Origin of the sequence: Bacillus sp. T2.9-1 (genome assembly GCF_950097965.1) — a bacterium.
Taxonomy (GTDB): domain Bacteria; phylum Bacillota; class Bacilli; order Bacillales; family Cytobacillaceae; genus Niallia; species Niallia hominis.
Map to the genome: position 1 here is coordinate 1 of NZ_CATNHG010000115.1, position 26,099 is coordinate 26,099.

At 36.1% G+C, this 26,099-nt stretch carries 20 protein-coding genes; 1 reads left to right on the forward strand and 19 read right to left on the reverse strand.

What is annotated here, in order from left to right:
• Positions 1 to 278: 278 nt before the first annotated feature.
• The 7 genes from QQZ16_RS17205 to QQZ16_RS17235 form a co-directional block, all read right to left on the reverse strand.
• Positions 279 to 830, reverse strand: coding sequence for a YdhK family protein (locus tag QQZ16_RS17205; protein ID WP_235252496.1), 552 nt, complete (start codon positions 828 to 830; stop codon positions 279 to 281).
• A gap of 66 nt (positions 831 to 896) precedes the next feature.
• Positions 897 to 2,579 (reverse strand): ATP-binding protein, encoded by a 1,683-nt coding sequence (locus QQZ16_RS17210; RefSeq protein ID WP_235252494.1) that lies wholly within the window; start codon positions 2,577 to 2,579, stop codon positions 897 to 899.
• A gap of 247 nt (positions 2,580 to 2,826) precedes the next feature.
• A complete protein-coding gene (locus QQZ16_RS17215) occupies positions 2,827 to 3,336 on the reverse strand; it encodes a DinB family protein (protein ID WP_031539498.1) in 510 nt (169 codons plus the stop codon).
• Between the two features lie 15 nt (positions 3,337 to 3,351).
• Positions 3,352 to 3,864, reverse strand: a complete 513-nt coding sequence (locus tag QQZ16_RS17220; RefSeq protein ID WP_031539496.1) for a GNAT family N-acetyltransferase — start codon at positions 3,862 to 3,864, stop codon at positions 3,352 to 3,354.
• A 146-nt stretch (positions 3,865 to 4,010) separates the two neighbouring features.
• The gene (locus tag QQZ16_RS17225; RefSeq protein WP_016203358.1) at positions 4,011 to 4,361 is read right to left on the reverse strand and encodes a GIY-YIG nuclease family protein; all 351 of its coding nucleotides are present in this window, start codon (positions 4,359 to 4,361) and stop codon (positions 4,011 to 4,013) included.
• Positions 4,362 to 4,476: 115 nt separating this feature from the next.
• A complete protein-coding gene (locus tag QQZ16_RS17230; protein WP_031539494.1) occupies positions 4,477 to 5,223 on the reverse strand; it encodes a DUF2087 domain-containing protein in 747 nt (248 codons plus the stop codon).
• A gap of 241 nt (positions 5,224 to 5,464) precedes the next feature.
• Positions 5,465 to 5,590 (reverse strand): hypothetical protein, encoded by a 126-nt coding sequence (locus QQZ16_RS17235; protein ID WP_275044150.1) that lies wholly within the window; start codon positions 5,588 to 5,590, stop codon positions 5,465 to 5,467.
• A gap of 390 nt (positions 5,591 to 5,980) precedes the next feature.
• On the opposite strand from QQZ16_RS17235, the gene QQZ16_RS17240 reads away from it, so the two are divergent.
• On the forward strand, positions 5,981 to 6,304 hold the full coding sequence (locus QQZ16_RS17240; protein WP_031540318.1) for an HAD hydrolase-like protein: 324 nt from the start codon (positions 5,981 to 5,983) through the stop codon (positions 6,302 to 6,304).
• Between the two features lie 204 nt (positions 6,305 to 6,508).
• Here QQZ16_RS17240 and QQZ16_RS17245 read toward each other — a convergent pair whose 3' ends face one another.
• The 12 genes from QQZ16_RS17245 to QQZ16_RS17300 all read right to left on the reverse strand — a co-directional run bounded on the left by QQZ16_RS17245 (position 6,509) and on the right by QQZ16_RS17300 (position 25,747).
• On the reverse strand, positions 6,509 to 7,726 hold the full coding sequence (locus QQZ16_RS17245; RefSeq protein WP_235252491.1) for an IS110 family transposase: 1,218 nt from the start codon (positions 7,724 to 7,726) through the stop codon (positions 6,509 to 6,511).
• Between the two features lie 290 nt (positions 7,727 to 8,016).
• Positions 8,017 to 9,354: an ISLre2 family transposase gene (locus QQZ16_RS17250; protein ID WP_284561543.1), complete on the reverse strand. Its 1,338-nt coding sequence runs from the start codon at positions 9,352 to 9,354 to the stop codon at positions 8,017 to 8,019.
• Positions 9,355 to 9,510: 156 nt separating this feature from the next.
• A complete protein-coding gene (locus tag QQZ16_RS17255) occupies positions 9,511 to 10,974 on the reverse strand; it encodes a response regulator (protein ID WP_048718474.1) in 1,464 nt (487 codons plus the stop codon).
• Between the two features lie 424 nt (positions 10,975 to 11,398).
• Complete coding sequence (locus QQZ16_RS17260) at positions 11,399 to 11,587, reverse strand: hypothetical protein (protein WP_180967783.1); 189 nt, start codon at positions 11,585 to 11,587, stop codon at positions 11,399 to 11,401.
• A gap of 578 nt (positions 11,588 to 12,165) precedes the next feature.
• A complete protein-coding gene (locus QQZ16_RS17265) occupies positions 12,166 to 13,434 on the reverse strand; it encodes an extracellular solute-binding protein (RefSeq protein WP_284561544.1) in 1,269 nt (422 codons plus the stop codon).
• A gap of 21 nt (positions 13,435 to 13,455) precedes the next feature.
• Positions 13,456 to 14,994 carry a response regulator transcription factor gene (locus QQZ16_RS17270; protein WP_031539428.1) on the reverse strand — a complete coding sequence of 513 codons (1,539 nt, stop codon included), beginning with the start codon at positions 14,992 to 14,994 and terminating at the stop codon, positions 13,456 to 13,458.
• Positions 14,987 to 16,774 (reverse strand): cache domain-containing sensor histidine kinase, encoded by a 1,788-nt coding sequence (locus QQZ16_RS17275; protein ID WP_102228180.1) that lies wholly within the window; start codon positions 16,772 to 16,774, stop codon positions 14,987 to 14,989. Before QQZ16_RS17275 ends, QQZ16_RS17270 begins: the two co-directional genes overlap by 8 nt.
• Before the next feature lie 176 nt (positions 16,775 to 16,950).
• Positions 16,951 to 20,127: a CBM35 domain-containing protein gene (locus tag QQZ16_RS17280; protein ID WP_284561545.1), complete on the reverse strand. Its 3,177-nt coding sequence runs from the start codon at positions 20,125 to 20,127 to the stop codon at positions 16,951 to 16,953.
• Between the two features lie 211 nt (positions 20,128 to 20,338).
• On the reverse strand, positions 20,339 to 22,153 hold the full coding sequence (locus QQZ16_RS17285; RefSeq protein ID WP_031539434.1) for a glycoside hydrolase family 66 protein: 1,815 nt from the start codon (positions 22,151 to 22,153) through the stop codon (positions 20,339 to 20,341).
• Positions 22,154 to 22,271: 118 nt separating this feature from the next.
• Positions 22,272 to 22,640, reverse strand: coding sequence for a hypothetical protein (locus QQZ16_RS17290; protein WP_031539436.1), 369 nt, complete (start codon positions 22,638 to 22,640; stop codon positions 22,272 to 22,274).
• Positions 22,641 to 22,741: 101 nt separating this feature from the next.
• Positions 22,742 to 23,032: a hypothetical protein gene (locus tag QQZ16_RS17295; RefSeq protein ID WP_031539437.1), complete on the reverse strand. Its 291-nt coding sequence runs from the start codon at positions 23,030 to 23,032 to the stop codon at positions 22,742 to 22,744.
• A gap of 171 nt (positions 23,033 to 23,203) precedes the next feature.
• The gene (locus QQZ16_RS17300) at positions 23,204 to 25,747 is read right to left on the reverse strand and encodes a glycoside hydrolase family 31 protein (RefSeq protein ID WP_031539438.1); all 2,544 of its coding nucleotides are present in this window, start codon (positions 25,745 to 25,747) and stop codon (positions 23,204 to 23,206) included.
• Between the last annotated feature and the right edge of the window lie 352 nt (positions 25,748 to 26,099).

Sequence of the window (26,099 nt, forward strand, 5' to 3'; positions counted from 1 at the left end):
TCCAATGGGAAATAAATTAATTAGATTTTAAAGGTTAGAAAATGTTCAATCTTATAAAAAGATAGAAAACTCTCACCTGCATTTTAGAAAAACGTGCATCTTTTAAAGTGCTATGAATATTTCAGGTTGAAAATAGTTTTATTATGTATTTTTATTTAATTTATCATTTTTTACAATATTTTGTCAAATATACTCCCGTTAATAAAGATTGAATGTTCGGAAAACTTTATTCAAGCATATAAAAAAAGAGCTGTAATTACAACCCTTTTTTTACAACATTATTCAGCAAAAACTTCTTCTTCTGTAACCCATTTGTGATTGGTTATCATCTCACCGCCTGTTGTTGGTTGGTAGTCTACCATGTACACGGTTGTGTTCTCAGCGGATTCAATAGTTGCTTTTGCGCCTTTCATGCCTTCCATATGATCTGCTTCTAGGGTAACCTCTGTTCCCTTTTCAAGCATTTCACTTCCCGCATCCTTTATTTCATCCTGGATGACCCATTTATGATTCTTGACCGGTTCTCCGCCTGTCGTCGGAGTATAGGTCACTTGATAGGCGATAGTATCGAAAGCATTTAATACGGTCGCTTCCGCTCCGTCCATCCCTTCCATATGATTGGCCTTTAAGATTACTTGACTACCTTCCTTATATTTCGGATCCGCTGCAGGCTCTAAACCTTCAGGGATTTCTGGAGAGCCAGTTTCTTGGTGTTCATGCTGCTCGGTTTGACTTGATTCTTTGTCACTATTTTCTTCAGCTGATGAACAGCCATAAAATAATAGCACTAAGGTAAAAATAGAAGCGATAGTAACATGTCTACTTTTCATTGTCTAACCTCCTCTATTACGAATTCTTTCACTATAGAGGTGATTTTAAACATGCAAAAAATTAATTTAATTGGCTAAAGGCAGTCGAATCGTGAAGGTTGTGCCAACTCCATCTTCTGACACGAAATTTATTTTGCCTTTATGTTCTGCAATGATGTTATAGCAGATAACTAATCCTAGTCCTGTTCCTTTTTCTTTTGTCGTATAAAAAGGTTCCCCAAGCTTATTTTTTATTTCATTGGGAATCCCTTTGCCATTGTCTTTAATCGTAACGACAATCCATCTTTCATCCACTTTTGCTTCTATATTAATAATTCCGCCATTATCCATTGCTTCAATTGCATTTTTGACCAGATTGATAAAAACCTGTTTTATCTGATCCACATTACATAAGGCAGTCAAATTTTCATCATATGTATCTAAATTAATGGCGACATTATTTAAATTGGCTTGCGATTGCATTAAAGTATAGACATCTAGTAGAATCTTTCCTATGCTTATTTTTTTAATTTCCGACTTAGCTGGTTTTCCTAGAAACATTAACTCGCTCGCTATTGTTTCAATCCGATTAATTTCAATATCAAGGATTGGATAAATATCTTTTAATTTCATTGCTCCTTGGTATGCGAGCTTTAGAAATCCTTTAATAGCAGTAAGGGGATTTCTAATTTCATGTGCGATACTTGCTGCTAATTGACCAGCGATTCCTAGTTTTTCATTTTTAATCTGAAGCTGCTGATTTTCTTTTCTGACCCTTATATCTCGGGCAATTATAATAATTGTCGAGCTTAAATCTTCGAAGAGAAATGGATATGCTAGAATTTCCACCTCTACTACTTTGCCTTGAGAGGTAATAAGCTCCATCTCGTAAGGTGTTGCTATTTCTCCCCCCAAAATAAGCTCTTCCTTTTCTAAATACTTTTCTAGGAAATCTGGTTCCATAATCTCATATGCTGATTTTCCAACAAGGTCTTCTGTTTCTAATAGTTTTGTAGCTGCTTTATTTGCATACATAATAATATTGTTGGAAGTAATGAAGACCGCGTCTAGCATGTCTTCTACTAGTCGGGAATAGTAGGTTTGTGCTAGCTGAAGATTGGCAATAGTTTCCTCATATTTGCCATTCCGTACGGGGGATGGAGGCTTGATTTCTTTTTTATAAGCATTAGATAATGCGAATTCCGTATCTGTCATTACATATGGATGGGCGTTTTTTAAATGGATATAATTGCTTGCAGATAATTCTGTCCCATCATAGGCACATACAGCATAATTTTGATAATCTCTTATGTATTCATCCACTTCATTCTCATATTGAAGCAAGTTATCTATGATTTTGTCTTGTTTAAAGAGACTTGGGGCTTTCCCCCAAAACCGCATCGTTATATCCTTATTAAAAAAATAATCGGGAATTGAGCCACTAATTGTTTCTATAATACTTGCTAATGGAAGATTTTCACTTCTAAAATAGACTTCCTCACTATCTATGAAATGAATCTGATTAATCTTTTCCTTTTCTAATCCGTTTTCTTCCAACTTTTTGATTATTAGTGGCCATATTTTCTTCTGATCTACTAAAACAACTTTTTGCTCCAAAAGCAGACCGGCTTTTATGAAGGACGCAGCATTTGTTATGTATGTGTCTTTGTTACTTGTTATGTACATGATGTGTGCGCCACTAGTCATATCGGAGAGATTTGTAAGAGCAATCTCTGGATGAAACCTTGTCTGAGGAGTATATACAGCCATTAAAAACCCCCAACTTTCTATATAAGTTTAATTTCCTTTTATTATAGCACGTAAATTTCCGACAATTTGACTCAATTTTATTTTTCCATAAAAATTAAAGGGACAGTTGTTGCACTGTTTTAATGCAGTTAACTATCCAATATAGTTAATATAATCGACACAAATCTTTTTCCTTTTGTCTATTTAATTCCCCCTTTTTTCCGAAGAACGACAAAAAAAGACTCCCTCTCAGGAATCTCCCTATATGCTAGAGCGTATATCTTTCTTTAATTAATTTCAAATGATGGCGTTCATGGCCTGCAATAATATAGGCAAGGGCATTCACTGTAAATTCTCCCTTATTAGCAAATCCTCTCTTTTCCCAGGCATCTTCTGAAAGACCTTTTATCAAGGCAACAGTAGACGAGCGAACAGCTTTAAATTCTTGGAGAAGGTCGTCTATTGTTCTGGAGGAAAAATTAGCTTTCTCCACATAGCTTTCATCATCATATCCAGCTAACGGCGTTTTATCTCCCCTAGCAATCCGTAATAAACGATAAGCCTGAATTCTTTCCGTGTCCATAAGATGACCAATCACTTCTATAAGGGACCACTTCCCCTCTGCATAGCGAAAATCCCTTCTCTCTTCATTCGCCTTCACATAAGCAATTGTTTCGTCTAGCTGAGAACCAATAATTTCGATTATGTCTCCTTCTGGAACTAGACCTACATAGCCTCTATAATGTTCTGGATAATCCGTAATTGCTGGTTTTGCCATCCTTATTATTCCTCCTTATCCTTCTACTGGGGATTCTGGACCCTTTAATTCTAGCTGATAAAAAGCCAAATCTAGCCATTTCTCAAATTTATAGCCTGCTTTTTTAATCGTGCCTGAATAAGTAAATCCTAGTTTCTCATGGATGAGAATACTTCCTTTATTCGTACTATCGATTCCCGCAATTAATGTCGCATAGCTCTCTTCTTCAGCACGTTCGATTAGGGCTTTTAATAGCTTTGTGCCAATCCCTTTTTTCCTTGCCTCTTTATGGACATATACAGAATGCTCAATCGAATACTTGTAAGCTGGCCAAGCCCGAAATGGACCATATGTAGCAAACCCAAGCACTTTGCCATCTTCCTCAAAAACAAAAAGGGGATACCCTCCCTCTGTTTTCTGGTTAAACCATCCTTTTCTGTCTGCTAAGGAATGTGCACGATAATCATAAACAGCCGTTGTATGTAAAATGGCATCATTATAAATCTCTAGTACCTCTCCTAAATCTGTTTCCTTCATCTCTCGGATCATCGCCATATCCCCTTTTTTACTATTAAAAAAATTCTCTCTAATATACTAATCTTATTAAGTAAGATACCAAGTAGGGACGAAAAATGAAAGTATTTTCTATTAATTGCGGATATGAAATAAAGATGTCCTATTCAGACATCTCCATCCTATTTCTTATTATTGTAGCCTCTTTCACCAAATGGCTGTAATTTCTCCAACCACTTTTCCTCCAACTTTGCTAGCTCTTCTTTTTCATTATAATAAGGATCGTCTTTCGGCTTTAGCACTTCTACAATCTCAAATGAAAATGCGTCCTTCCCGTATTCCTTCCACTCTTCCACTAATTTCTTGTTGGCATATCCGCCATTTTCCAGTGAAAATTTCACTCCATTAATTGTTTTAAAATTTCTCGTGCTAACGACACAAATTTTCCCGTTCTTACTATTTGTTATCGTATAAATACCAGCTTCAATCGGAATTTCTCTATACTGTTGTTTTAGCTCTTTTTTGCGGTCCATGTTATGTCTATCACCTTTCTATTATTTTTTTGTGTTCTCGTAAAGGTTGTTGCTGTTCCCCACAGCTTGAATAATTAATTTTCTATTGAAAAAACAAGATTCTTTTAGAAAAAGCCTATTTTTTTAACCAATAAAGGCTTCCATCTGCTTTGCGATCAAGAAATCCGTATTCAATTAAATATCTTCTTATCAGAACATAATCATCATAAATAGTCTTTAAAAGCTGATTTAATTCCTTTTCGGAATAGCTCTCTTGCTCTTCTAAATACTTGGATATTTCACGGAGAACAATTAATTTTTGCTTTTGCTTGATTGGAAATTTACTCAAAACCCCATCCTTGAAATATTTAGCTGTTATGCTTTCCTGTTCTTCTTCCGTAATATTGTATCTATCGTCTACCATTGTGGCTGTTTTATGAACAGGAACAAAGCTAGGCGCATGATTATCCTTTTCCTTCATTAACTCCATAATCGCCAGAAAATTTCTCGCTTGCCTTTCCTTTTCCTTAAGAGCAAAGCGATGATGCCGAATGGTTGAAGCACTGCCAATTGCCAGCGCTTTTTTCACTTCTTCATCACTTTTCCCATGATAAAATAGCTCCAGCAATTTAGTCTGATGCTCCGTTAATCCTGTCATCTTTTTATCTAAGCTAAGTAAATAATGAAAAACAGATTGATGAGCATCTTTTATGTGGCGCTGCATGAACTTTTCCGCTTCATATAATGTTCCATCTTGTGGATAGATAATACCTTTCTCTATCTGCTCCCCACATAAAAGACAAAGATAGGAATCCTGTTCATCGATATAGCCCTTTTTTAATTCATCAATCGTTGCATTTTGAAAATAAGATGAAATCTCCATAAAACAAACACCTCGTTTATATGTTTGTTATTTTACAAACAAATATTATTTATGTCAGTTAAATAATAAACTTTTTTTGGTTAACCGTCAATGTTTAGGGAGATTTTGTTTGTTTTGATGGTAGTAAGCTGGGAGGAATCTGTGCGGGATGAACGCTACTTTTTCGTTTGATTCTCTGCTTTTTGGCGTTCATCTAAGCGATGAACACCACTTTTCTCCTGTTTCCTCTGCTTTTTGGCTTTCATCCACTTGATGAACGCCACCTTTCTACTGCCTCCTCTGCTTTTTGGCTTTCATCCACTCGATGAACACCACTTTTCTCCTGCTTTCTCAACTTTTTGGCGTTCATCCACTTAATGAACGCCACCTTTCTACTGCCTCCTCTGCTTTTTGGCTTTCATCCACTCGATGAACACCACTTTTCTCCTGCTTCCTCTACTTTTCGGTTTTCATCCACTTAATGAACGCCACTTTTCTCTTATCTCCTTTGCTTTTTGGTTTTCATCCACTTGATGAAAACCACTTTTCTCCTATCTCCTTTGCTTTTTGGCGTTCATCCACTTGATGAACGCCACTTTTCTCCTGCCTCCTCTACTTTTGGCTTTCATTCACTTGATGAACACTACTTTTCTCCTGCCTCTTCTGCTTTTTGGTGTTCATCTTCACCCCCTAACTCCTCCTCTAGCAATCTCCCAATAGACTTTCCAAAATAAGTATATTACCATGTAAGAAAACAGTATTTATGGAGGAGTAAAATTTGAATATTCTTTGGGATTTTGATGGTACGTTATTTGATACATATCCTGCTTATACAGATATTCTTTATACAGTATTGGAAGAAAAGGTGGATAAGGCAGCTATTTATAAAGAGTTGAAAGTTTCTTTCTCCCATGCAATTGAGTATTTTCACTTAACAGAAGAGCAACGAAATGAGATTAAGCAGATGAATAAAGGAATTGTTGTTAGTGAAGTGAGGCCTTTTCCAGGTGTAGAGGAAATTTTAAAGGCTGCGGAAACAAATGTGATTATGACACATAAAGTGAAACTTCCATCAGTGGGGGTTTCCTTCCTCCCCCACTGATGGTTAGTTGAACCAATCGGACCTTTACGGACAGTTGATCTCCCACCTAGCTTCCTCGTATTCTCATATGCTTGAGGGGGGAGTCTTACTCCCATGAAAATAAACTGTTGTCATCTTGGAAATTTGGCAATACTAAATACGACGCAGCTCATTCGTGTTTTTTGAAAGAGAGCGCATATTCCAATTTATGAATGGTCCGTTTGCTTAAGATACTTTTGAGATGATTACTTGGTAGCCAAGTTTCTCTAACCTTTTTACGGAATAACTAACAATTGACTGTTGTTTTTGTTTATCAAAATGATCTTCTCCAAGATCAACATAATATTCCTTACGGGTTAAGAGGTAATAGGCAATTCTCAACATCGCATGGGCAACAGCCATTCCAGCTCTCTTTCTTCCTTTTCTCGCACAAATTCTTCTATAAAGCGCACCGAGATAGGTTTTTGATCTTGCAACCGAATGAGCCGCCTCTATCAATGCTGACCGTAAGTATTTATTCCCTTTTTTCGTCTTAGATGATTTCTTTTTACCCGCACTTTCATTGTGCCCTGGTACAACTCCCGCCCATGAACATAAATGAGCTGCAGTTGGAAACTGTTCCCCCACTTTATTTCCGATTTCAGCTAAAATCTGTTGGGCAGTAGGAATGGCAATCCCTGGAATAGAATCTAATCTTTCTATATCTTCCTTGGATGGTTCTAATCTAGATTCGATCTCCTCATCAATCATTTCAATATGTTTTGTCAAAAAATCTATATGGCTTAAAATCGACTTTAACATCATACGTTGATGGGCAGTTATTCTTCCTTGAAGGGAAAGTTCTAGTTCCTGTCTTTTCTCTTTTAACTTTCCTCTAGCTGAATTAGCTAATATCTCCACGTTGTCTTCGCCATCAGCGATCGATTGAAGCATTTCTCGGCTTGATACTCCAAAAATATCGGAAACAACGGATCCTAATTTAATATTGGCACCTTCCAGTACTTTTTGGATTCGATTATGTTGTCGTGCTCGTTCCTCCACCATACTTCGGCGATATCTAACAAGTTCTCTTAATTCTCGTTGATCTCTATTTGGAATATAGCTACCTTTTAGTAATCCATGTCGGAGTAATTCACAGATCCACTCGGCATCTTTTACATCTGTCTTTCTTCCAGGAACTGCTTTGATATGTTGGGCATTGACAACTAAATAACCGATTTCCTCCAATTCTAATAAATTGACAATTGGCTTCCAGTATACCCCAGTACTTTCCATCGCCACTTGTGTGCATCCATGTTCCTTCACCCAGTCTACTAGTTCTAATAAAAATACAGTCATAGTAGAAAAGGTTTTAATCTCCTTTCCCTCTGGAGTAACTACACATGCGGTTATACTGTTCTTATGAACATCTAACCCACATGCACGTTCCACAACTACTTGCATAAAAAAGCATCCTTTCTACGGCCACTAATTATGGAGGCTGGTGCAACAACCAGAATAGGGTTAATCTCCCATGCGTGCTTCTCAAAGAGAGCGACAATTGTTGGTGCACCTTGATCGTTGGTGTCAGACTGTCCGATGGACTCGAGGTACCACAGTAAGTCGACCTTCCTCTGATTGAGTCAAGTTTTTGTGGGAGTTTTTTTAGCTCCCTTTTTTATAAAGTAAAACCTCTAAGTTTGTATCCGCTTTCCAATTGGTTTTGTTCTTCCAACTGTTGATTCTCTCATTTTTTAAAAACCTTTTAATCCCTGTAAGGCAAAGTGAACAGGTTTTCCAATCGCTTGATTTAAGTATGGCATGTTCTGACGCACGGTTTCTGTTACTAATTTTGTGGGTATTTTTCTTTTCGCTCGATGCTCTTTCTTTGATTTTTCCGTGGCTTTTTCCCATTTCCCATATATCGTTTGGATGGATAGGTCATCCTTCAATCCAATCCACAAGCGCGCCATGCTCATGACCCCTTTTTTGCTCCATGCTCTTCCATTTTTTAATCGTTTGGCTAATTGATTCATCATCGCCTCTGCACTTCCCATTGGACGATACGCTGTCGTGTCCACACCTTTTTCCTGTAACCAACTACGGTAATCTTTTATGGTTTCCTGATGATGCGTTAAAAAGGCAAGGAAATGCTCTAGTTTTTCTTCTTTTTCTGGTGTATCCATTGTTCCTACTGCGCTATTCAACTCTAGAAGTAATGTTTCTACCTGGTAGTTTCTTAACGCTCTTTTCATGTAGCGGTATCGAGGATGGCTCTTCATTAGTTGCTTCATCGAACGAGCGACATGAAAACGGTCCATGGTGAAAAAGGCGCGTTCCCGAAAATACTCCCGACATGCCGTTATCCAGCCTGCTCCATCACCATTAATAATAAGCAAGGTTTGGGTAGGATCATACGCATAATGATTCTGTAAGAACGTTTCAAAGGCTTCCCAAAAGGGTTCTTTTCCTTCATAAAGAAAATGCCTTTTATTTCGGAGCCTGATTCGCTTTCCGTTTTCTTTCCATCCCTCGTGTACAGCGGCGAATTTCAACTCCCATCCACGCTTTTTCTTTTCTTGACTCTTCACATATAATCCATCTACTTCTACAAACAATACCTTTTGAAAAGGGCGTTTTTCCTTAGCGGGAAGTACGCTTGTTTGAAGAAGATGTTGCCGTAATGCTTCGTGGCTCATCGCCGAATAGCCTAAAAATTGTTCGAACGTTTCCACCGCCTTTCGATAGGAGGAGCCATTTGTCGCTAGTTCTAGCCCCCATTCTTCTAGTAGCGGACTAAATCCCTTATTCCCCTGAAACTGTAAATAGTGATCTAATAGACAAATATATTTTTTGGTCACACGATCGAAATAATAATTACGCTTCAGCTCCACAGCTCCAAACGCTGTATCTACTCGTATTTCTCGCTTATCTCGTAAAGCAAATCTTCTTTTGTCTCGTTGCTGAGCAATCTCTTGATCCCAATTTTCTAATGTTTGAACAAGAATTTCTTGAAACGTCATTTGTAGTGTTCGAAATAAAGTTTTTTCCAATTCTTTTAATGATGGCATTTTTGTGTTACATTGATTCATGAGAGCCTCTCCTTTTCGTAGTTTTCTAGTCAAATTCTACTTTACAAAAGGAAGCTCTCTTTTTTAATGCTTCATTTTTTCCAGCTACCGCGCTCTCGCTTGGTGGCCTTTTTGTCTAGTTGGGGGACGCGTCCCCCAACTAGACAAAAAGGATATTTATTCTCCCACAAACATTTTACTCATACCACTTATCTCTGCAATCGGCATCGTATCATGGATTAATAGCTTTGTTGCTTCCTCAATTCGTACTTTATTTAAATATTCATTAAATCCTTCGCGATTATTAGATGCAAAATAGCTTGATAAATACGTAGGGTTAAAATGAAAATGGTTTGCTACATCGGTAAGGGTAAGTGGTTCTGCATAATGATTCTGGATATATTCCAACATCATTTTCATATTTGACTTAGATGAATGATGGTTTTTTTCGTGAATGGCTTTTTTGACTTCTGAAAGGAATTGATGCATAAGTTCCACAACCTCACCTGCTGAACCCGCTTCATCGATTGAATTAAAATACTTAAATTTTTCATTCTCCAATTCATTTACATCATAACCCATATTGTTGAGGAGAACCGTTATCGTAAATATAATGTTTTCATGGAAAGATTTATATTCAAACACGTCCGTTGTAAAAAAAGTCAAAAACTCTGTTATATATTTCTGTAAATAATCAAAGACAATTTCAAAGCGCTCATGCTTAAATTCATTTGTAAACCAGTCCAAATTAAACGAGGGGATTTTAACAGCCTCAGTCGGCATTGTTTCTTGATACAATACGTTTTCTTCCGGAAAATAAAAACGATAATTCAGCATGGGCTTTATCTCATTTTTATACACGTTACCCACCTCATAAAAATCATTAAAACCTTTGCTTATGGCAAAACAAGCTTCATTCTCACTATTCGCTAACTGTTTAGAAAGATCTAGAACTTTAATAAGCTCTTTATCATTTATGTTGATAAGAAACACAATGACATGTGGTTCACCATGAAAACTGTAATGCACAGCATCTTTCAGTTGATCATTAAAGACGGAGATAAGCTTATCTTTAAAATATTCATCTCCTTTAGTAGGAAAATCTACTGCCAATAAATAAAAAGTAGAATGCGGAAAAACTTCTGAAATCAAATTGGGATCAGATGTATCCTGATAGCCTGAAAGTAACCGATCCATTAAGTAAGTAACTGAAATAGAGCAATCCTTGTTCTTTATAGATTTCTGTGAAACCGGTATCTTGCTTACAGCTGTTTTTAATACCTTTAGTAGACCTTCAGCATCGAGCTTTGGCTTTAAAATATAGTCAACAACACCATGCTGGAAAGTTGATCGAACATAATCAAATTCTGCAAAACTGCTCAGAATAATGATTTGAATATGAGGATATTTTGCCTTCACAATTCTTGTCAGTTCTTCCCCATCCATTATTGGCATCACAATATCAGTTAATATAATATGCGGGTTTGTCCGCTCAATTAATTCAAGTGCTTCTTGTCCATTTGATGCTTCACCGATTACTTGAAAACCTTCCTTCTCCCAGTTAATATAATGCTTTATCCCTTGTCTTATTAAGTTTTCATCATCGACAATAAGTGTTCGATATAGTTCTACAGATTTCACATTCATCCCTCCCCATAAGAGACAATCAGTTAAGTGAATATAGTTCTCATTTTATTATACACTCTTATTAGAAGAGACGAATGACAAAATATGCATCCATTTTCGAGCCCCTGAAAGAAACTCCATTTGAATGTTTAGTAAAGGCTGTTTTTGCATACTTTGTTGTTTTTAATTCAGTGCTATAGGTGAAAATTAGTTTCGTTCCATTGCGCTCCAGACACACGATGCACCGGGGAGGAAGCTGAGCCTTCTCGTCTTCGCCTGCAGGGTTCTCAGCCTTTCCTCTACTTCCCGCAGGAGTCGGGTGTCTGGAGCTATATTTCACTATGAAGTTAAAATCGTATGTAAAAGCAACAATCTTTGCGAAAACAACCTTAATAAATAAAAGGGTTAGAGTGCTTTTATGCGACTCTAACCCTTTTTATTATTTTTCAATTTTAACAGACCATTTTCCATCTGCAGTAATAACTAGTCCATAATATCCATCCGTTGACAGTGAGTACCTTTGCGAACCTTGATACGCTCCAATTTCATTTACCATTAAATCAGAACCATTTAGCAAGACTGCAAAGTTACTTGATCCAGAGATTAAAGGTAAACTTATGATTGCCACTTGTAGTATTGAAAAATACGACATCATCACCAGTGCCTTCTAAAGTCGTAGGGGCTTCAGCAATATCAAGTCGAGGAGTTTGATAGATGCTAAAATTCCATTTTCCACCTGCGGTGACGTTTAGATAATAATTACCATCAGCAGGAATCACAGCAACTGTTTTCCCTTTGTAATTTCATATCGTATTAACTAATAGTTCCATGTCATTTCCAGTTTCATCTTGAAGATGTACTGCAAAGTTGGCCCCACCAGTATGAGAACCTTCAAAAATTGCCCAACCAGCTTTAAGTGTAATTACTTCAGTCGCAGTATCACCTGAACCACTTACAGGAACCTTTGATTCTTCAAATACTTTTTTTGCCTGTTCTTTTTCTGCAATTCTTACGTCTAACTTTCTTATAAAACACTAAAGTATTACGTTGGGGCTTTTGTTTAAGCATACATTTTTATTTTCAACTTTCCTAAAGAAACTTTTCATCACTTGGAAAACATTTACTTTTTGCTTGAGGATATAAAAGAGGAACTTCAGGTGTGAATCCCCATTTGAATTCACGTCTGAAGTAATATGATTAACCTTCTTACCCATCAAGAGCGAGTAATTTATCTATTTCCATTGCGGCTTTTTTTAAACCTCCTTCAACACTGACTTGTTCATAGAATATTTGCCTCAAATAGTTTGTATAGATTTCATTTATCTGTTCCCACTCGGGGAGTTGTGGCCTTAAATGGGCTTGATCTATGCTCGCAATATAGCTTTTATAATAAGGATACTTATCAAGGATTCCTGAAAATGGAACATGGCGGTTTGTCGGCAACAAGCCTGCTTGTAATAATAGCTTTTGAGGTGTTTCTGTTGTCATCCATTTCATAAAGGTCCATGCAGCTTCACGGTGTTTTGTACCCTTTGTCATCACAATATTTTCCCCACCTAAAATCGAAGAAGATTCTCCATTACCGGGAAAAGGAGCTGAAATTGTTTGTTTATTAATCAAGGCCAGCTCATCATTGGGTTGAACACTATAAAACCAAGGGCCTTCATCTATCATAAAATAATTGCCGCTTCGAATATTTTGCCATGTCTCAGGATAACCGCTCACAATCTGTTTTGGAAGATTAGAATTTCGATATAATTCAACAAGCTTTTTAACGGCTTTAATACTACCCTCACTATCTAAATAACCAGTTGCTCTTGTATAGTTTGGATCTGTTAATTTACCACCGAGTCCATAAAAATAAGGCAAACTTCCCCATGTATGAACATTTAGCATGCCGATCTTTAAGTTATTCTCTTCAACAATCTGAATGAATTCTTCCATTTTTCCAGGTGGAGTTTTCAAGCCAATATCCCTTAATACTTGTCGGTTATAAATAGCAACCTTTGTATTTGTATTTAATGGCAAACCATAATAACGTCCTTCAAATACATTTGATTTTAACGGTGCATCATAAAAACGATTCTTTAATTCATCAAAATCATCAAATCTACTAACAGGATATAAAAGTTTCAGGTCAGCAAATTTAGGCATCCATGTAATATCCATTCTTATAATATCCGGGGTGCTATTAACGGATGCTCTGCTAATAAGAGATGACATTAATTGTTTATTATATGCTTGACGGACAGGCTTTACATCGATTTCAGGATGTTCTTGTTCAAATAATGGAATCACTTCATTTTCAAATATCTTTGTTTCCTGTTCACTATACGTATGCCAAATTTCAATTTTTTCATTCACTTGATCTTCTGCTATTTTGGCAGGGCTGCGTTCATCAATAATGGTTTGATTTGTGCAACCGATCATAACGCCCAATAAGGCAAACCATAAAATTAATTGGAATTGACGCATTTTGCATTCCCTTCCTCTTTCTTACTTTTGATGCTGCATTCTAAAATCTCCTGGGGATGAGCCTGTTACTTTTTTAAACAGCTTGCTAAAGTATTTCACATCATTAAAACCAGCATTCCCTGCTACTTCATAAACTTTTAGAGAAGTATGAACCAATAGTTCTCTAGCTTTTTTTATTCGAAGGTCAATTACATAATCAATAAAGTTTTGCCCTAGAAATCGTTTGAACAAGATACTGAAATAATTTCTGCTTATATGAATATGATCGGCAACATGTTGAAGCGTCAATTCCTGTGTATAATGTTTATGAATAAAATCAAGGGCTTTATCTATTAACTCATTATCTGTATTTGACTTCATTTTCTGGTCTGTAATATATTGGTCACATGCTTCGAATCCCTTTAAGAGATATTCATTCAGATCATTCAGTGACTCGGATCTTTCAATTTCTGAGCATCGATCAATTAAAAATGAGTACTCTATCCGCTCCATAAATAGTGTTGTTAAAATGTCACATGCCTCTTTCTTAATGTCAGTAGGTGTCATTTGTTCACTTCGCCATTGTTTGAGCCTCTCATCCAGGAAGATAGGAACGTTCTCTACATCAATATTAGTAAGAAGTTCTTTCAATTCCTGCAGGCTTAAAGGATGAACGAATTCTTCCACAGGATGTTTATAAACAAAAATATTGGTATGTTGATAAAAAAAATGCCTTTGACTTGCTAAAATGCTTCGTTCATATCCAGTAACTAGGTCTTTACAGTCTGTTACAACTTCATATCCAAAAGAAAAGCTGACTTTTGCTTCTTTTTCAACTTTCTCTTTTAACCTATGAATGTCCGTAAGTGGATTACATGTATTATTAATAAAGAATAAAAGTTCACTTTCCCCTATTTGAATACTAATCCCCTCTTCTCTATACTTATAAAAGCGTTCTTGGATTTCTTCGAAAATAAGACTTTTAAATAAAAAGCCATATTCTTCTTCTACCTTGTCAATTTGCTTCATTTTTAAACAAACCACAATAAAAGGAGTTTGAAATATATCAACTAAATGACCAATATTGGTTTCTCTATGTTTTTGAAGCAAAACCCGCTTTACTTCCTGCTCAATTTTTTTTCTTTCCCGAAAATGATTTGTCCGTTCTACAGAATCTAACTTTTTCTTAATCGTTTGTTCTTCAACAATTTTTTTTACGCATTTTTGAATGGTCTTGCAAAACGATTCCGGTTCAAGAGTCGGTTTTAATATATAATCCATTGCACCATGAGTCAGACCTTCCCGTGCGTAATCAAATTCATTATAACTGCTTACTAATACGACCTTTAACATTGGATTTATCTTTAGCGCTTTTTTCATTAATGTTAGACCATCCATTACCGGCATTTTAATATCCGTAATAAGGATATCAACTTGGTCCACAGCCTCTATTGCTTCTAACGCTTGCTTTCCATTAGAAAAATCACCAATTAAAAAAAGGTTTTCTTGTTCCCAGTTAATGGAGGACTTTAATCCAAATCTAATAATCGGTTCATCATCAACAATCATAACTTTATACATGATCTCCACCTCTAGTTTTCGACCTCAATATAAGTCTCACAATTGTGCCTTCTTGACTACTTTCAAGTTCCACTTTTGAGTCTTTATGAAAATAGAGTTTCACAGAATCATAGACATGCCTTAACCCGATTCCAACAAATGAATTTGTACGATTCGTTGCTTGTTGGAGCTTTTTTAAGGCATCTATTTCAAATCCTATTCCATTGTCTCGAATTTCTATTTCTACTCCGTCTGTGATGTTTCGTCCAATAATAGAAATGGTCCCTTTTTTATCTGTAGGTACAATACCATGAAAAATAGCGTTTTCGACAATGGGCTGTATAATCATTCTTGGAATAAGAAAATCTTCCACTCCTCTTTCAAACTGCGTTTTCAAAATGAAATTTTGTTCGTACCGAATTTGTAGAATCACCATGAACTTCTTAACAATTTCAAGTTCTTCGTTAATCGTTACGAACGTTCCTGTTTTCCCCATGTTTGCTTCCAACAGACTGGATAATGCTGATAAAGCAGCATTTGTACGCTCTGTTTGGTTGAATTTAACTAACCATCGGATCGTACTTAATGTATTGAATAGAAAATGAGGGTTAATTCGATGTTTAATTGCCCGTAACTCAGCTTCTTGTTTTTGAAACTGTTCTTCCTTTACCTGTTTTACCAGTTGTTCAACCTGGTTGATCATCCGATTAAACTGGATGCTCATCATGCCAATTTCATCAATTGATTTAACATTTGTTCGTACATTAAAGTTTCCTTTTCCGACTAATTTCATTTGACGTGTTAAGACGTTAACTGGCTCTGTAACTCGTTTAGCTATTAATATGCCAATAAAGATTGACAGAATTCCAAATAAGATTGAAGCTAAGATAGTGATCCTTTGAATAGTCGTCAATTCACCTGTAATTTCGCTGATTGGTACCACACCTACAATGGACCAACCATTTGCCATTTCCTGTTTAACCCCATAATAAGGAATATCTTCTTTATATTGAAATTCTAGTTCATCACTTAAGATATGCTTACGTAACGCTTTGTTTTGAACTGGGTTATTAATATTCTGCAAATTACTATCAATCATAATCATACCTGTGTCATCGACAACAAAAAAACGTCCTGTTTTTCCTAACTTTAATTGATTGATTTTATCAAGGATGGCATTTCCATCTAAGCAAACTTGTATATATGCAATATTTTCAAGATTATTGAAGTCTTTCATTACTCTGCTGATCGATAATACAAGCTCAGTATTTTCTCCTGCTCCGGTAAATTTATCATATTGAAGCCCTTGCCATACCAATTCTCCGTCTTTTTGAACAGAATCTTTTACCCAGCTAAGCTCTTGAAGGTTGACTTGTGATAATTTATATGGAGAAAATGTCCCGCTACCCCAGCTAACTCCCTCATCCTTTAAGATATAAATAATCCTTACAAATGAACTAGAATAAATATTGGAATTTAAAAATGAGGTTATATACTCTTGATTTGCTTCAAATTCAGATATTGGTAGATTTTCATTGGAATTTTGCTTAACAATTTCCTGGATTCGTTCATTACTATAAATAAGATTAGACATATCGCTGCCTGTTGAAATAATATAGTTCAGAGAATCTGCGGCTTGCCTGGCAATTTGTAAAGAGGATTCCCTAACATTTTCTTTTACAATATTTGATGCAGCATAATAAAAAAAGAAACTAGTAGAAACAGTTGGGATTAAACAAACAATTAGAATGACAACAATGACCTTTGTTGCAAAACGTTTTTTTAATAGTTTATAAATCATCGCTTATACCCTCATTAATATTTGTCCTACACTTCATTTATCTCAATTTTACGATTATTTAGACTCAATAACAATCTTGGTCCAACATTTTACCTGATGAATGTAAAATGATTCTCTGATTAAGGGAAATGAAAAGTAGAGCAATGAAACGAAATCAGTTTCACTGCTCTACTAAGCTAGAACTTTATTTGGATTTTCTTCTCTTCATTTGTTGGTATATTTAAAAATACGTTGTTTTGTTCATCATAGAAATAAACTTCCACTTTCTCTCTTACTTCCTCAAAACTGTTTACTTTTTTATATGTTTTATTTTCTGTTTGTATTTTTCTAGGCATCTTTTGTATTGGAAGCTTTACTAGATGAGAAAAATGCTTTGCCTCATTTTGATTATCCTGTTTACGAGTTAATTCAATTTTATTCCTATTTTTTTCTATGTTGAAATAATGATTGTGATAAGCTGATTTCAGCTCGATATTATCGATTGTCAGCTTACCGTCAGACTGTGAACTGGCGATATTGCCAATTTTCAAGACATCCCCTTCAGATACTTCTATATCAGGGATAATCACTTTTTTCATATCTTCAGACTCTGGAACTTCTACTTTTTCTATCGTTCCATTTTTTTCAATATAAAGAAATGCTTCATTAAATTGACCGCTTCGTTTCATGTTAGCTGTTAATTCATAAGTACCAGCCTGTGGTACAACATACTGCCAAAGATCGGATTCAAATGCTTTTTCATTCATTCTCGAAATTTGGACAACTCCATCTTCAATTGACTGATTAACCATATTACTGCGGCTCCAGTGGGCAAAGCCTGCTTTAAAATCTCCATTTAATAGAATCGATTGTTTTTCTTGATCTTTTGCTTCACCTAATGTAATAGAATCCAGATTAAAGTTACCAGCAGCATTCTGAATTTGTACTAAATTGGTTCCTTCTTGAAGGACTATTTCTGTTCTTGCTTCCTTCCATTTCCCATTGGTTGGATTCAATTTCACTTGTTTTGAATTCGTATTTTCACCAGTGCTTACTTCCCTCACTCCTATCATTGCCTCACTTGCTTTACTAGCAGAATAGTCTATTTTTAAGTTATACACGCCTGATTTTGGTGCACTAATCGCATATGTTACACTTTCATCTTTCTCATTAATGCCATTTAAGTAACCAAACCCAGCGTGCCCAATTTGCTCATTAGCAAATTCTATTCCTTTACTATACGAAGCTGCTTCTGCTTCGTATACGTTCTCAGTCGTTGTCGGGATTACTTTTAATACAACACTATCATGTGGTTCAAGTGTAACGGAATGTGATGTTTGTATACCTAAATCCTTATGGGCCCATACATCACGAACATGGCCATTTTCAATTCCTAGCTCTTCTTTAAAATTAAAGTTAAACGATTTACTCTCATCATTGCGATTAAACAATCCAACTACCCAAGAACCGTCTGGAAGCTGACCTACCCAACGTTGGCTGTCACGGCTAGAATTAGACTCCCCATAATGTTTAGCGCTTTCATAAATTGGTTTTCCAACCAGTCCCACCTTATTAAACTCAATGAGCTCAGGATTTTGATAGTATTTATAGTTAGCTCCAATCGTATCATACTGATCTGAAATAGCGATCGGTGAGCCGGCAAGTGTATACAATGACAAAGTTGTTTTCTTTTCATGATCTGCATATAGACCAGTGAATGTATTCAATCGAAGGAAGTCACCATCCAATATCATGCTCGAACGGCCGCCGATATCAGAGAAGCCTGTAAAGCCTTGGAAGGAATTTGCCCATTGTGACCAACCTGGTCTCCACTCTTGACGTCTGCCGCTAATATGATCCCAGCCACCTGTAAACGTGTCTTCATTAATACGAATCATGTCACCATATTTTTGTTCAAGTTCACCGTGATTTATAAGATGTGGCATGACAAGACTTAGGAGAACATTGTTTTCTTTAGATGCTTCTGACATCCACTTTAATGATTTTTCATACAGTTTTCTGTCATGAGCTTGCCCGACTGTCCCTATATTAGCATCTGTTCCTGTTTCATACCATGACAGGAAATCAACTCTCAGAAAATCAGCGCCCTGTTCAGCAAAAAAGTCAATGTATCCCTTAATATATTTTTCTGCATCAGGATGATTCACATCCACCCAATAAAGTGAACGCTCATTCCCCTGACCACCGTTGAATCGATCACCATCTGTCGGGTCATCCGGATCACCTTGATCAATCAAATCCACGACATATGTCGGTCCACCAGGATTATTTTCAGTTCCTATGACAATATATTTATCAGGATTATTTACAACCTCAGGGCTAATCCATAACGGATTGTAGTAAATGCCAAAGTCCATTCCTTTTTCCTTTAAGTAGGCTCCCCAGAACTTCCAAGTATGACCATCCGGATATTTTTCAGATGGATATTGGAACGGCTCATTTTCCTCGTTGTCCTCTTCCGGCTTTTCACCTGTCTTATATAGCTCAACATTATCTAGCTGGAAAGAACTGTGATCTCCTTTTGCATCAATATTGAATTCAACAGTTAACTGTCCATTCGTCACCTCTGCTTTAAATTTGAAAAGCCCGTAACGTGCTTTCCCATATTCATCTGTCAGCCCGTCATTTAATTCAACAACTTGTTCAGGAGCTGGTTCGTTTTCTTCTGTAGTATAGTAGTTTTTCAGCTTCATAGTTGCAGTACTTGTTCCATCAACAAAGTTTTGAACATCGTTAGGAAACTTCACTCGCGCTGTTAAAGTATAATTTCCATTTTCAAGCCCTTCTATTGTTTGAGAAACCTTAGCAGTATGTGGTTCCGGTCCATACACCCATAATTTAGAGCCTTCATATGCATCATTTGCATCAACTCCGTACATTGCATCTGTTTCGACTTTCCACCCTACGTCAACACCCTCTTCAAAGTCACCATTTAGAAGGATTCCTAGCTCGAATTCTTCCTCCGTCCCATCCATATTCATTGGATTGGTCATCCATTTATCATTATGACTTACAACATAGCCATTTTTATTAAGCAAAGTTGCACCTTCAATCCAACCATCAGTTGAAACCATGTCATAGCCGTAAGGTAGGAAGTTTTTAGCCATCCAATCAATATTTTCCTTCAACCGTTTCTCAGGCATAAATGTATTTTTCGTCCACTGATGTTCATATGTCATAAAATACATCGGTCCTGCCCCTTGCCTTGTATATGGGCTGTCCTGTGCAGAAGCAGTTCCTGTTAGTGCTGTTGTTAATGCCATCGTAGAAAGAATAGAAAAAGCACTGATCTTGTAAAATAACCCTTTCTTTCTTTCCCTACTCTTTTTCTTGCTTCTATTGTGTTTACTCAATGAAATAACCTCCCCATTCTTAAGAATAGCTGATGATTTTCATTATCCAGGAAAGCGCTATCATTTTAAATCGCTTATATTACAAAATTTGTGTCTTATATACCGTTTCTTCATTGAAGAACAAAAAAAGGTGTCATATCTTCCTGTTTAAATATTTTCATCGGAAGATATGACACCTTTAGTCCACTTTTTGGGACTGTCCCCAAAAACATTATTCGTACTCCACTACAACCATGTCCCAGTATTTTAGACTCGGCAGGGTAAATGTTACTTTCCCATTTTCCTGTTTAAAAGTAAGTGAGTTAGGTAAACCATTCTCAATATCCGGTGAAGCAAGCCAAACTTTTTTTATAGCTTTAGTCTCTTCAAGCTCAACAGTTAACTTTTGACGATCTTGAGGCTGTGCTTGACTTGCATTTGTATCACGCCACTCTAGTGTTGTAGCATCTACAAAGTTAATAAAGTGTATAACTTTTTTATTTGCTTTTTGTTTTGCAAAGCTCCATACTTTTCCTTGTTCCGGTTGAGAAGAGAAAAGAACCCAATCAGGTGAATGAACCGCAAGTGAAGCCTCATGCATGTTATCACGAAGCAAGTTTTCATAGGCAACTAAAAAATCATAATAGGTAATAAGGCTACTTTGCAAAGATTGATCCATTTTAAAGTTATTATGAGGAAAATATTCTTTTGAAAGCATATGCTCCCCTAATTCTAAATGAGCACCTCCCGATGCAAAGATGACACTGTTAGCTAATAAAATACCCGGCGTATTAAATTCTCCAATTTGATTGGAAGATTCATAGTTCATATATGCTGCTAACACTGTATTTTTAGTCCCCTTAGAATCGGAATTATTCTCATCAATAATTTGTTTTAAATCACCGTAATATTTAAAATGATCCCATACCTCTGTATATAAAAAGTCAATTGGCGAGCTTACAATTTGTTTTTGACCGTACTGGTTTACCGCATTCATAACAATACGTTTATCCTGTGCTTCATTTTTTATACGTTGTAAAAACGGAAGAAAGGTTTCATCGATTGCAACCTGATTTCCATCAAAATCATAGACCTCGCCTCTAGGACCAAGCTGGTCAATATGCCATCCATCGAATGGAAGAGCTTCATATACACGTTTTTGTTGGTCAATGAGATAGTTCTGCCAATCAGAATTTCCTGGGTTTACTAGAAATACGTCACTTTTCCATTCATCTGGTAGTGGGTGATAATCATGTTCATTTTTCTGTTGATCCTTAAATAAACGCCATTCTTTATTCACACCATCCTTTTCTGCTTCAGAAAAAGCACCATACAAAAGGTTATATGCCATCGTTGTCATGTTGCGATCATGAGCAAGCTGAATATAATTTTTGATCGTTTCGAGATAGATTGGACGATTAGCAATATCCTCCCAATTTGCTGCTGCGCCATTGTTTTCTACTTTAAGTGGTTGATGATGCTTAAAATGCCAATCATAAAATTGTAAACCATTGATGTGATAGCGGTTCAGTTGGGAAATGACAGAATCCATTTTCTCCATAGATTGGTCTTGAAAGTTTGATAAAAACCCGTAGCGAGGAAATTGGGACCAATCACTTGAAACATCAACTGCAATCGTATGATCCTCTTGTATTGAATCAGATGTATACTGAACATGGACGAAATACCCTTTAAAATCCTCTTTTGGCGGCTGCCATTCCCAGTGTACTTCTTTACTATTTTCCGCTACTTTTACTTCTAGTTTCGAAATAACGTTATCTAAATGGTAATATGTAATGGTTAGAATTCCTTCTGTTAGTCCTTTTTTCAATTGAGCATTAAATTTCACCGTGTCATCATAATGATAGGCTGCTTTATCAGTTGAAATTGTTTTAATAATGTTTGAATGTTTTGGTATAATTTCAGATGAATCCTCTTTGTGGTCTTGATTAGGAGATGAATTGGAGTACGTCGTCAAACCTATTATTATTAATAATAAAAAAATAATAGATAAGAAAATTAATAGATACTTTTTTTTTGATAACATAAAATCTAACTCCTCATTTTTACACAACTTTCTTATTATTAAAGGGAACTAACGATCAAATTAGTCCCTTTTTTGGATGCTATATTTGTTTATGTTTTGTTGTTAATAGGCGATATATTTATTTCTTCCAACTATAATCGGCATCAATTATTTTTTCAATTGGATGTCCGCTCTCTGACAACTCTTCAATCACACACCCTAAGTATAAATCCGCTTGCCAAAGTCCATTTTCCGGTATATCAATTGTAATTGTATATGTTCCAGGCCCATAAACATTCGTGATCGTATCATATACTTTTTGACCCTCATAAGGTTTACCATCTTCTTGAGGTAATGTTCCCTCAGGGTATACATAGCTCGAAAAGCTGATTACAACAGGGTCCATACCTTCTAGAATGGTAAATGTCGCTGTTCCATTTTCAACACTAGAATGAAAAAGTTGATCTAGTGGTCGCTGAAGATCTGTATAATCTGTCTTTTCTTTCACAGTTATGGATTCACTCCATAATTCTCCTTTTCCAGGATGTCCTGGACGTTGATAGGCTTTGAAAATATAATTTCCTGGTTTATTTGGATCTAGAGCATAACTTATTTCGTTTCCCCAGGGTTTAAAGGGGCAACACTTCCGGAATAAACCAATTCACTATTTTTAGGGTTTCCTTTTGCAGACCAGTAGACCTCATATTTTACTTCACCTTGCATGGCTCTTGAATCTTGTCCATTTTTTATGGTAGCAGAAATACAGGAACAATTTTCATTTTGATCAATAAATGATAGTGAACTTCTATCCCATTGAGCCCTACCATTAATTTCAGATAGTTTTTGTTCTTTCTGGACACTGACATTTTCGACTTGCTCAGGTTTTATTTGTTTAGCCAATGCCTGATTAATAGGTTGAATAAATGATATGGTCAGTAATGCTGTTACAATAAATCCTGAAGTAAATTTATTCCCCTTTTCGATAATTTTAATGAAAAGATAAAATTGACCATTAATGCTGACAAGAAGGAACGATTCTTTCGTCCCTTCTTTCCCTCTCTTATATCTTGATTAACGAATTTGTACTTTCTTCTTCTCATCAGCAGGGATACTTACATAAAGAACTTTCGCATTTTCATCATAAAAGAATGTGTTTGGTTTCCCTTGAGTTTCTTCGATTGATCCAACTGGTTTGTATTTATTTTTACCTGCTTGGATTTTTGAAGGTTTTTCTGTATTGTTTAATTTTAATGTGTATTGCTGTACCTTTGAGTCAGAGTATTTTTTAACCTTTTGTTTTTGTTTAAATGTAATATGGTTTGGTTTTTGTTCTACCTCGAACTCTGTAATGTTATATTCACCAGTTTTGTAGTCTTCTGTTGCACCATCATCTTCATAGAATGAATATGTTGCCTCTTCTTCTAAATATGTGTCAAGCACTAGATTTGTAAGTGGCTTTTCATCTGTATATTGCTGTACTTCACGTGTTGGGATGATTGACTCATTTTTCACAAAGATTGGCATATGATCAAGTGGTGCATCAACTGTAATCGTTTGTCCGCCTTCATATTCTTTTCCAGTCCAATAGTCTGTCCACTTTACGTCTTTTGGTAAATAAACTTCACGAGAAGTTTGACCTTGTTTCACAACGGGTGCTAGCATCATCGAATCACCGAACATGTACTGATCACTTATATCATTTGTTTTCTCATCATTTTGGAATTGGTAGACTAGCGGTTGTTGAACCGGTTTACCAGTATCTGCTGCTTCTTTAAATTGATTATATAAGTATGGTAATAATTTATAGCGCATTTCAATGTATTTCTTACTGATTGCCTCAACTTCTGGACCAAATGCCCATGGTTCTTGACCTTGTTTAATTTCTGCTTTTTCATCACTATCATAGTGAATACGAGAAAACGGCAAGAATGCTCCTACCTCAATCCATCGAGCGAATAATTCTGCATCTGGGCGAGCTGCAAAACCACCAATATCATTTCCTACAAATGCGACCCCTGACATTCCAACGTTCATATTCATTGGTAGTGACATTTCTAAGTGTTCCCAGTTACTAACGTTATCACCTGTCCATAATGCAGCATAGCGTTGTGTACCTGCATACATATCACGAGTTAAAACGAATGGACGAGTGCCTGGTTTATGCATTTTAAACGCATCATAAGTAGCTTCTGCTTCATCATGGCCATATAAGTTATGGTACTCAGTATGAAGAATTTTGTTGTCTTCATATCCAAAATACGTATCTAGCGGTAATGTATGAGCATGTCTGTCATCATCAATGAAAACAGCTGGTTCATTCATATCATTCCAAATCCCATCAATTCCTGCATTTAATAGCACATCATGATGTTTAGCCCACCAATCACGTACCTCTTGTTTAGAGAAATCAGGGAAAGCAGAATCACCAGGCCATACTGGTCCAATGTAGTTCGAGCCATCTGGATTTTTCGCCCAGAAGTCTTTACTCGTTCCTTCTTGATAAATGCTGTAATTCTCATCTTGCTTAACAGCTGGATCATTAATCGCAATTGCATGGAATCCTTCCATCTCTTTTAATTTCGTTAATGCATCCTTATATTGTTGGTTCCATGTAAACACTCGATAGCCATCCATATAATCAATATCAAAGTGCATTGTATCTAGTGGGATATTCTTTTCTCGATAAGTTTTTGCAACATTCAGAATTTCATCCGCGGTATATCCCCACTTACTTTGATGCAACCCTAATGACCATTTTGCTGGAATATCCATTTTACCTGTTAATTCAGTATAACGATCAATTACATCACCAATTTCCGGACCATATGCAAAATAGTATGTTAATTTTCCGCCGTTTGCATAGAAGTAGTAATAGTCATCAGACTCACTTGCCATCTCGTAGTATGAACGATGTGTATTATCAAAGAAAATTCCATATGCTTTTTTATCTTTTAATCCGATGAAAAAGGGAATAGATGTATATACATACTTAGTATCTTTAGTGTATGCATAAGCATCCGTATTCCATAAACCTATGCTATCCCCGCGTTTATTGACTTCTAATCCAGTTTGCTCACCAAAACCATAAAAGTCTTCGTTTTCATTCGTTTTCTTAAACACATAAGGCTTGCCATTTTCATAACCTGAAGTTGCACCTTGGTTTAAATAATCTTCGTTAATGACATTTCCTTCTTTATCAAGGAATTTCACTCCGAATTGCTTTAAGTTAATTTTAACCGTAATTTCATCTGTTTTGATTGTGTATTCATCTGCGCTACCGTTTGCACTAAATGGCACACGTTTCCATTCACTTTCTTTTTTCTCAATTCCTCTTGATTCGAATTCCTCTTCGCCTTTTTCTACAACAGAAACTTTCACAAGATCTTTGTCAAATATACGAATATAACCTTCGTATGAACCAAGATCAAATTTGACTCCATTTGAGAGTTCTGTTACTCCTTGAACCGTTAACTTCTGAAGATTTTCCTTCTGTAGAGGAGTATCTGCCTCAGGTTGTGTAACGGCTAGTGCGCTTGGTACGCCCGCTGAAAAACTTACTGTTGCTGCTAGTGAGAGCCCAGCTAATACTCTTAATGATTTTTTCGATAATACCATGTCTTCACCTCGTAAAAAATAATTTGTAAGATTACGGTATAATCTTAGCGAACATTGAAATATTCTGTCAACTAACTGTTTTATGAAATATGGGAGTAGGGACATTTGCTCACGGCCATTGATAGGAGAGGTGTGAAAACGCACACTTTTTCCTTGAAAACGTTTGTGAAAAAACTTTCAAAATGGAGCATAATATCTAGTTTTTATCAATTGTAAATAAAATTAAGGTACTGTCAATATTTTTGTGTAAATGACTTTTCAACTTCTCAAGGTAGATGATCACCTTCGTATTCAAATAGATTTGTTCGAAGTGTTGATTTGGGTGTCTAGGAAAGGGCTAGCCCTTTCCTAG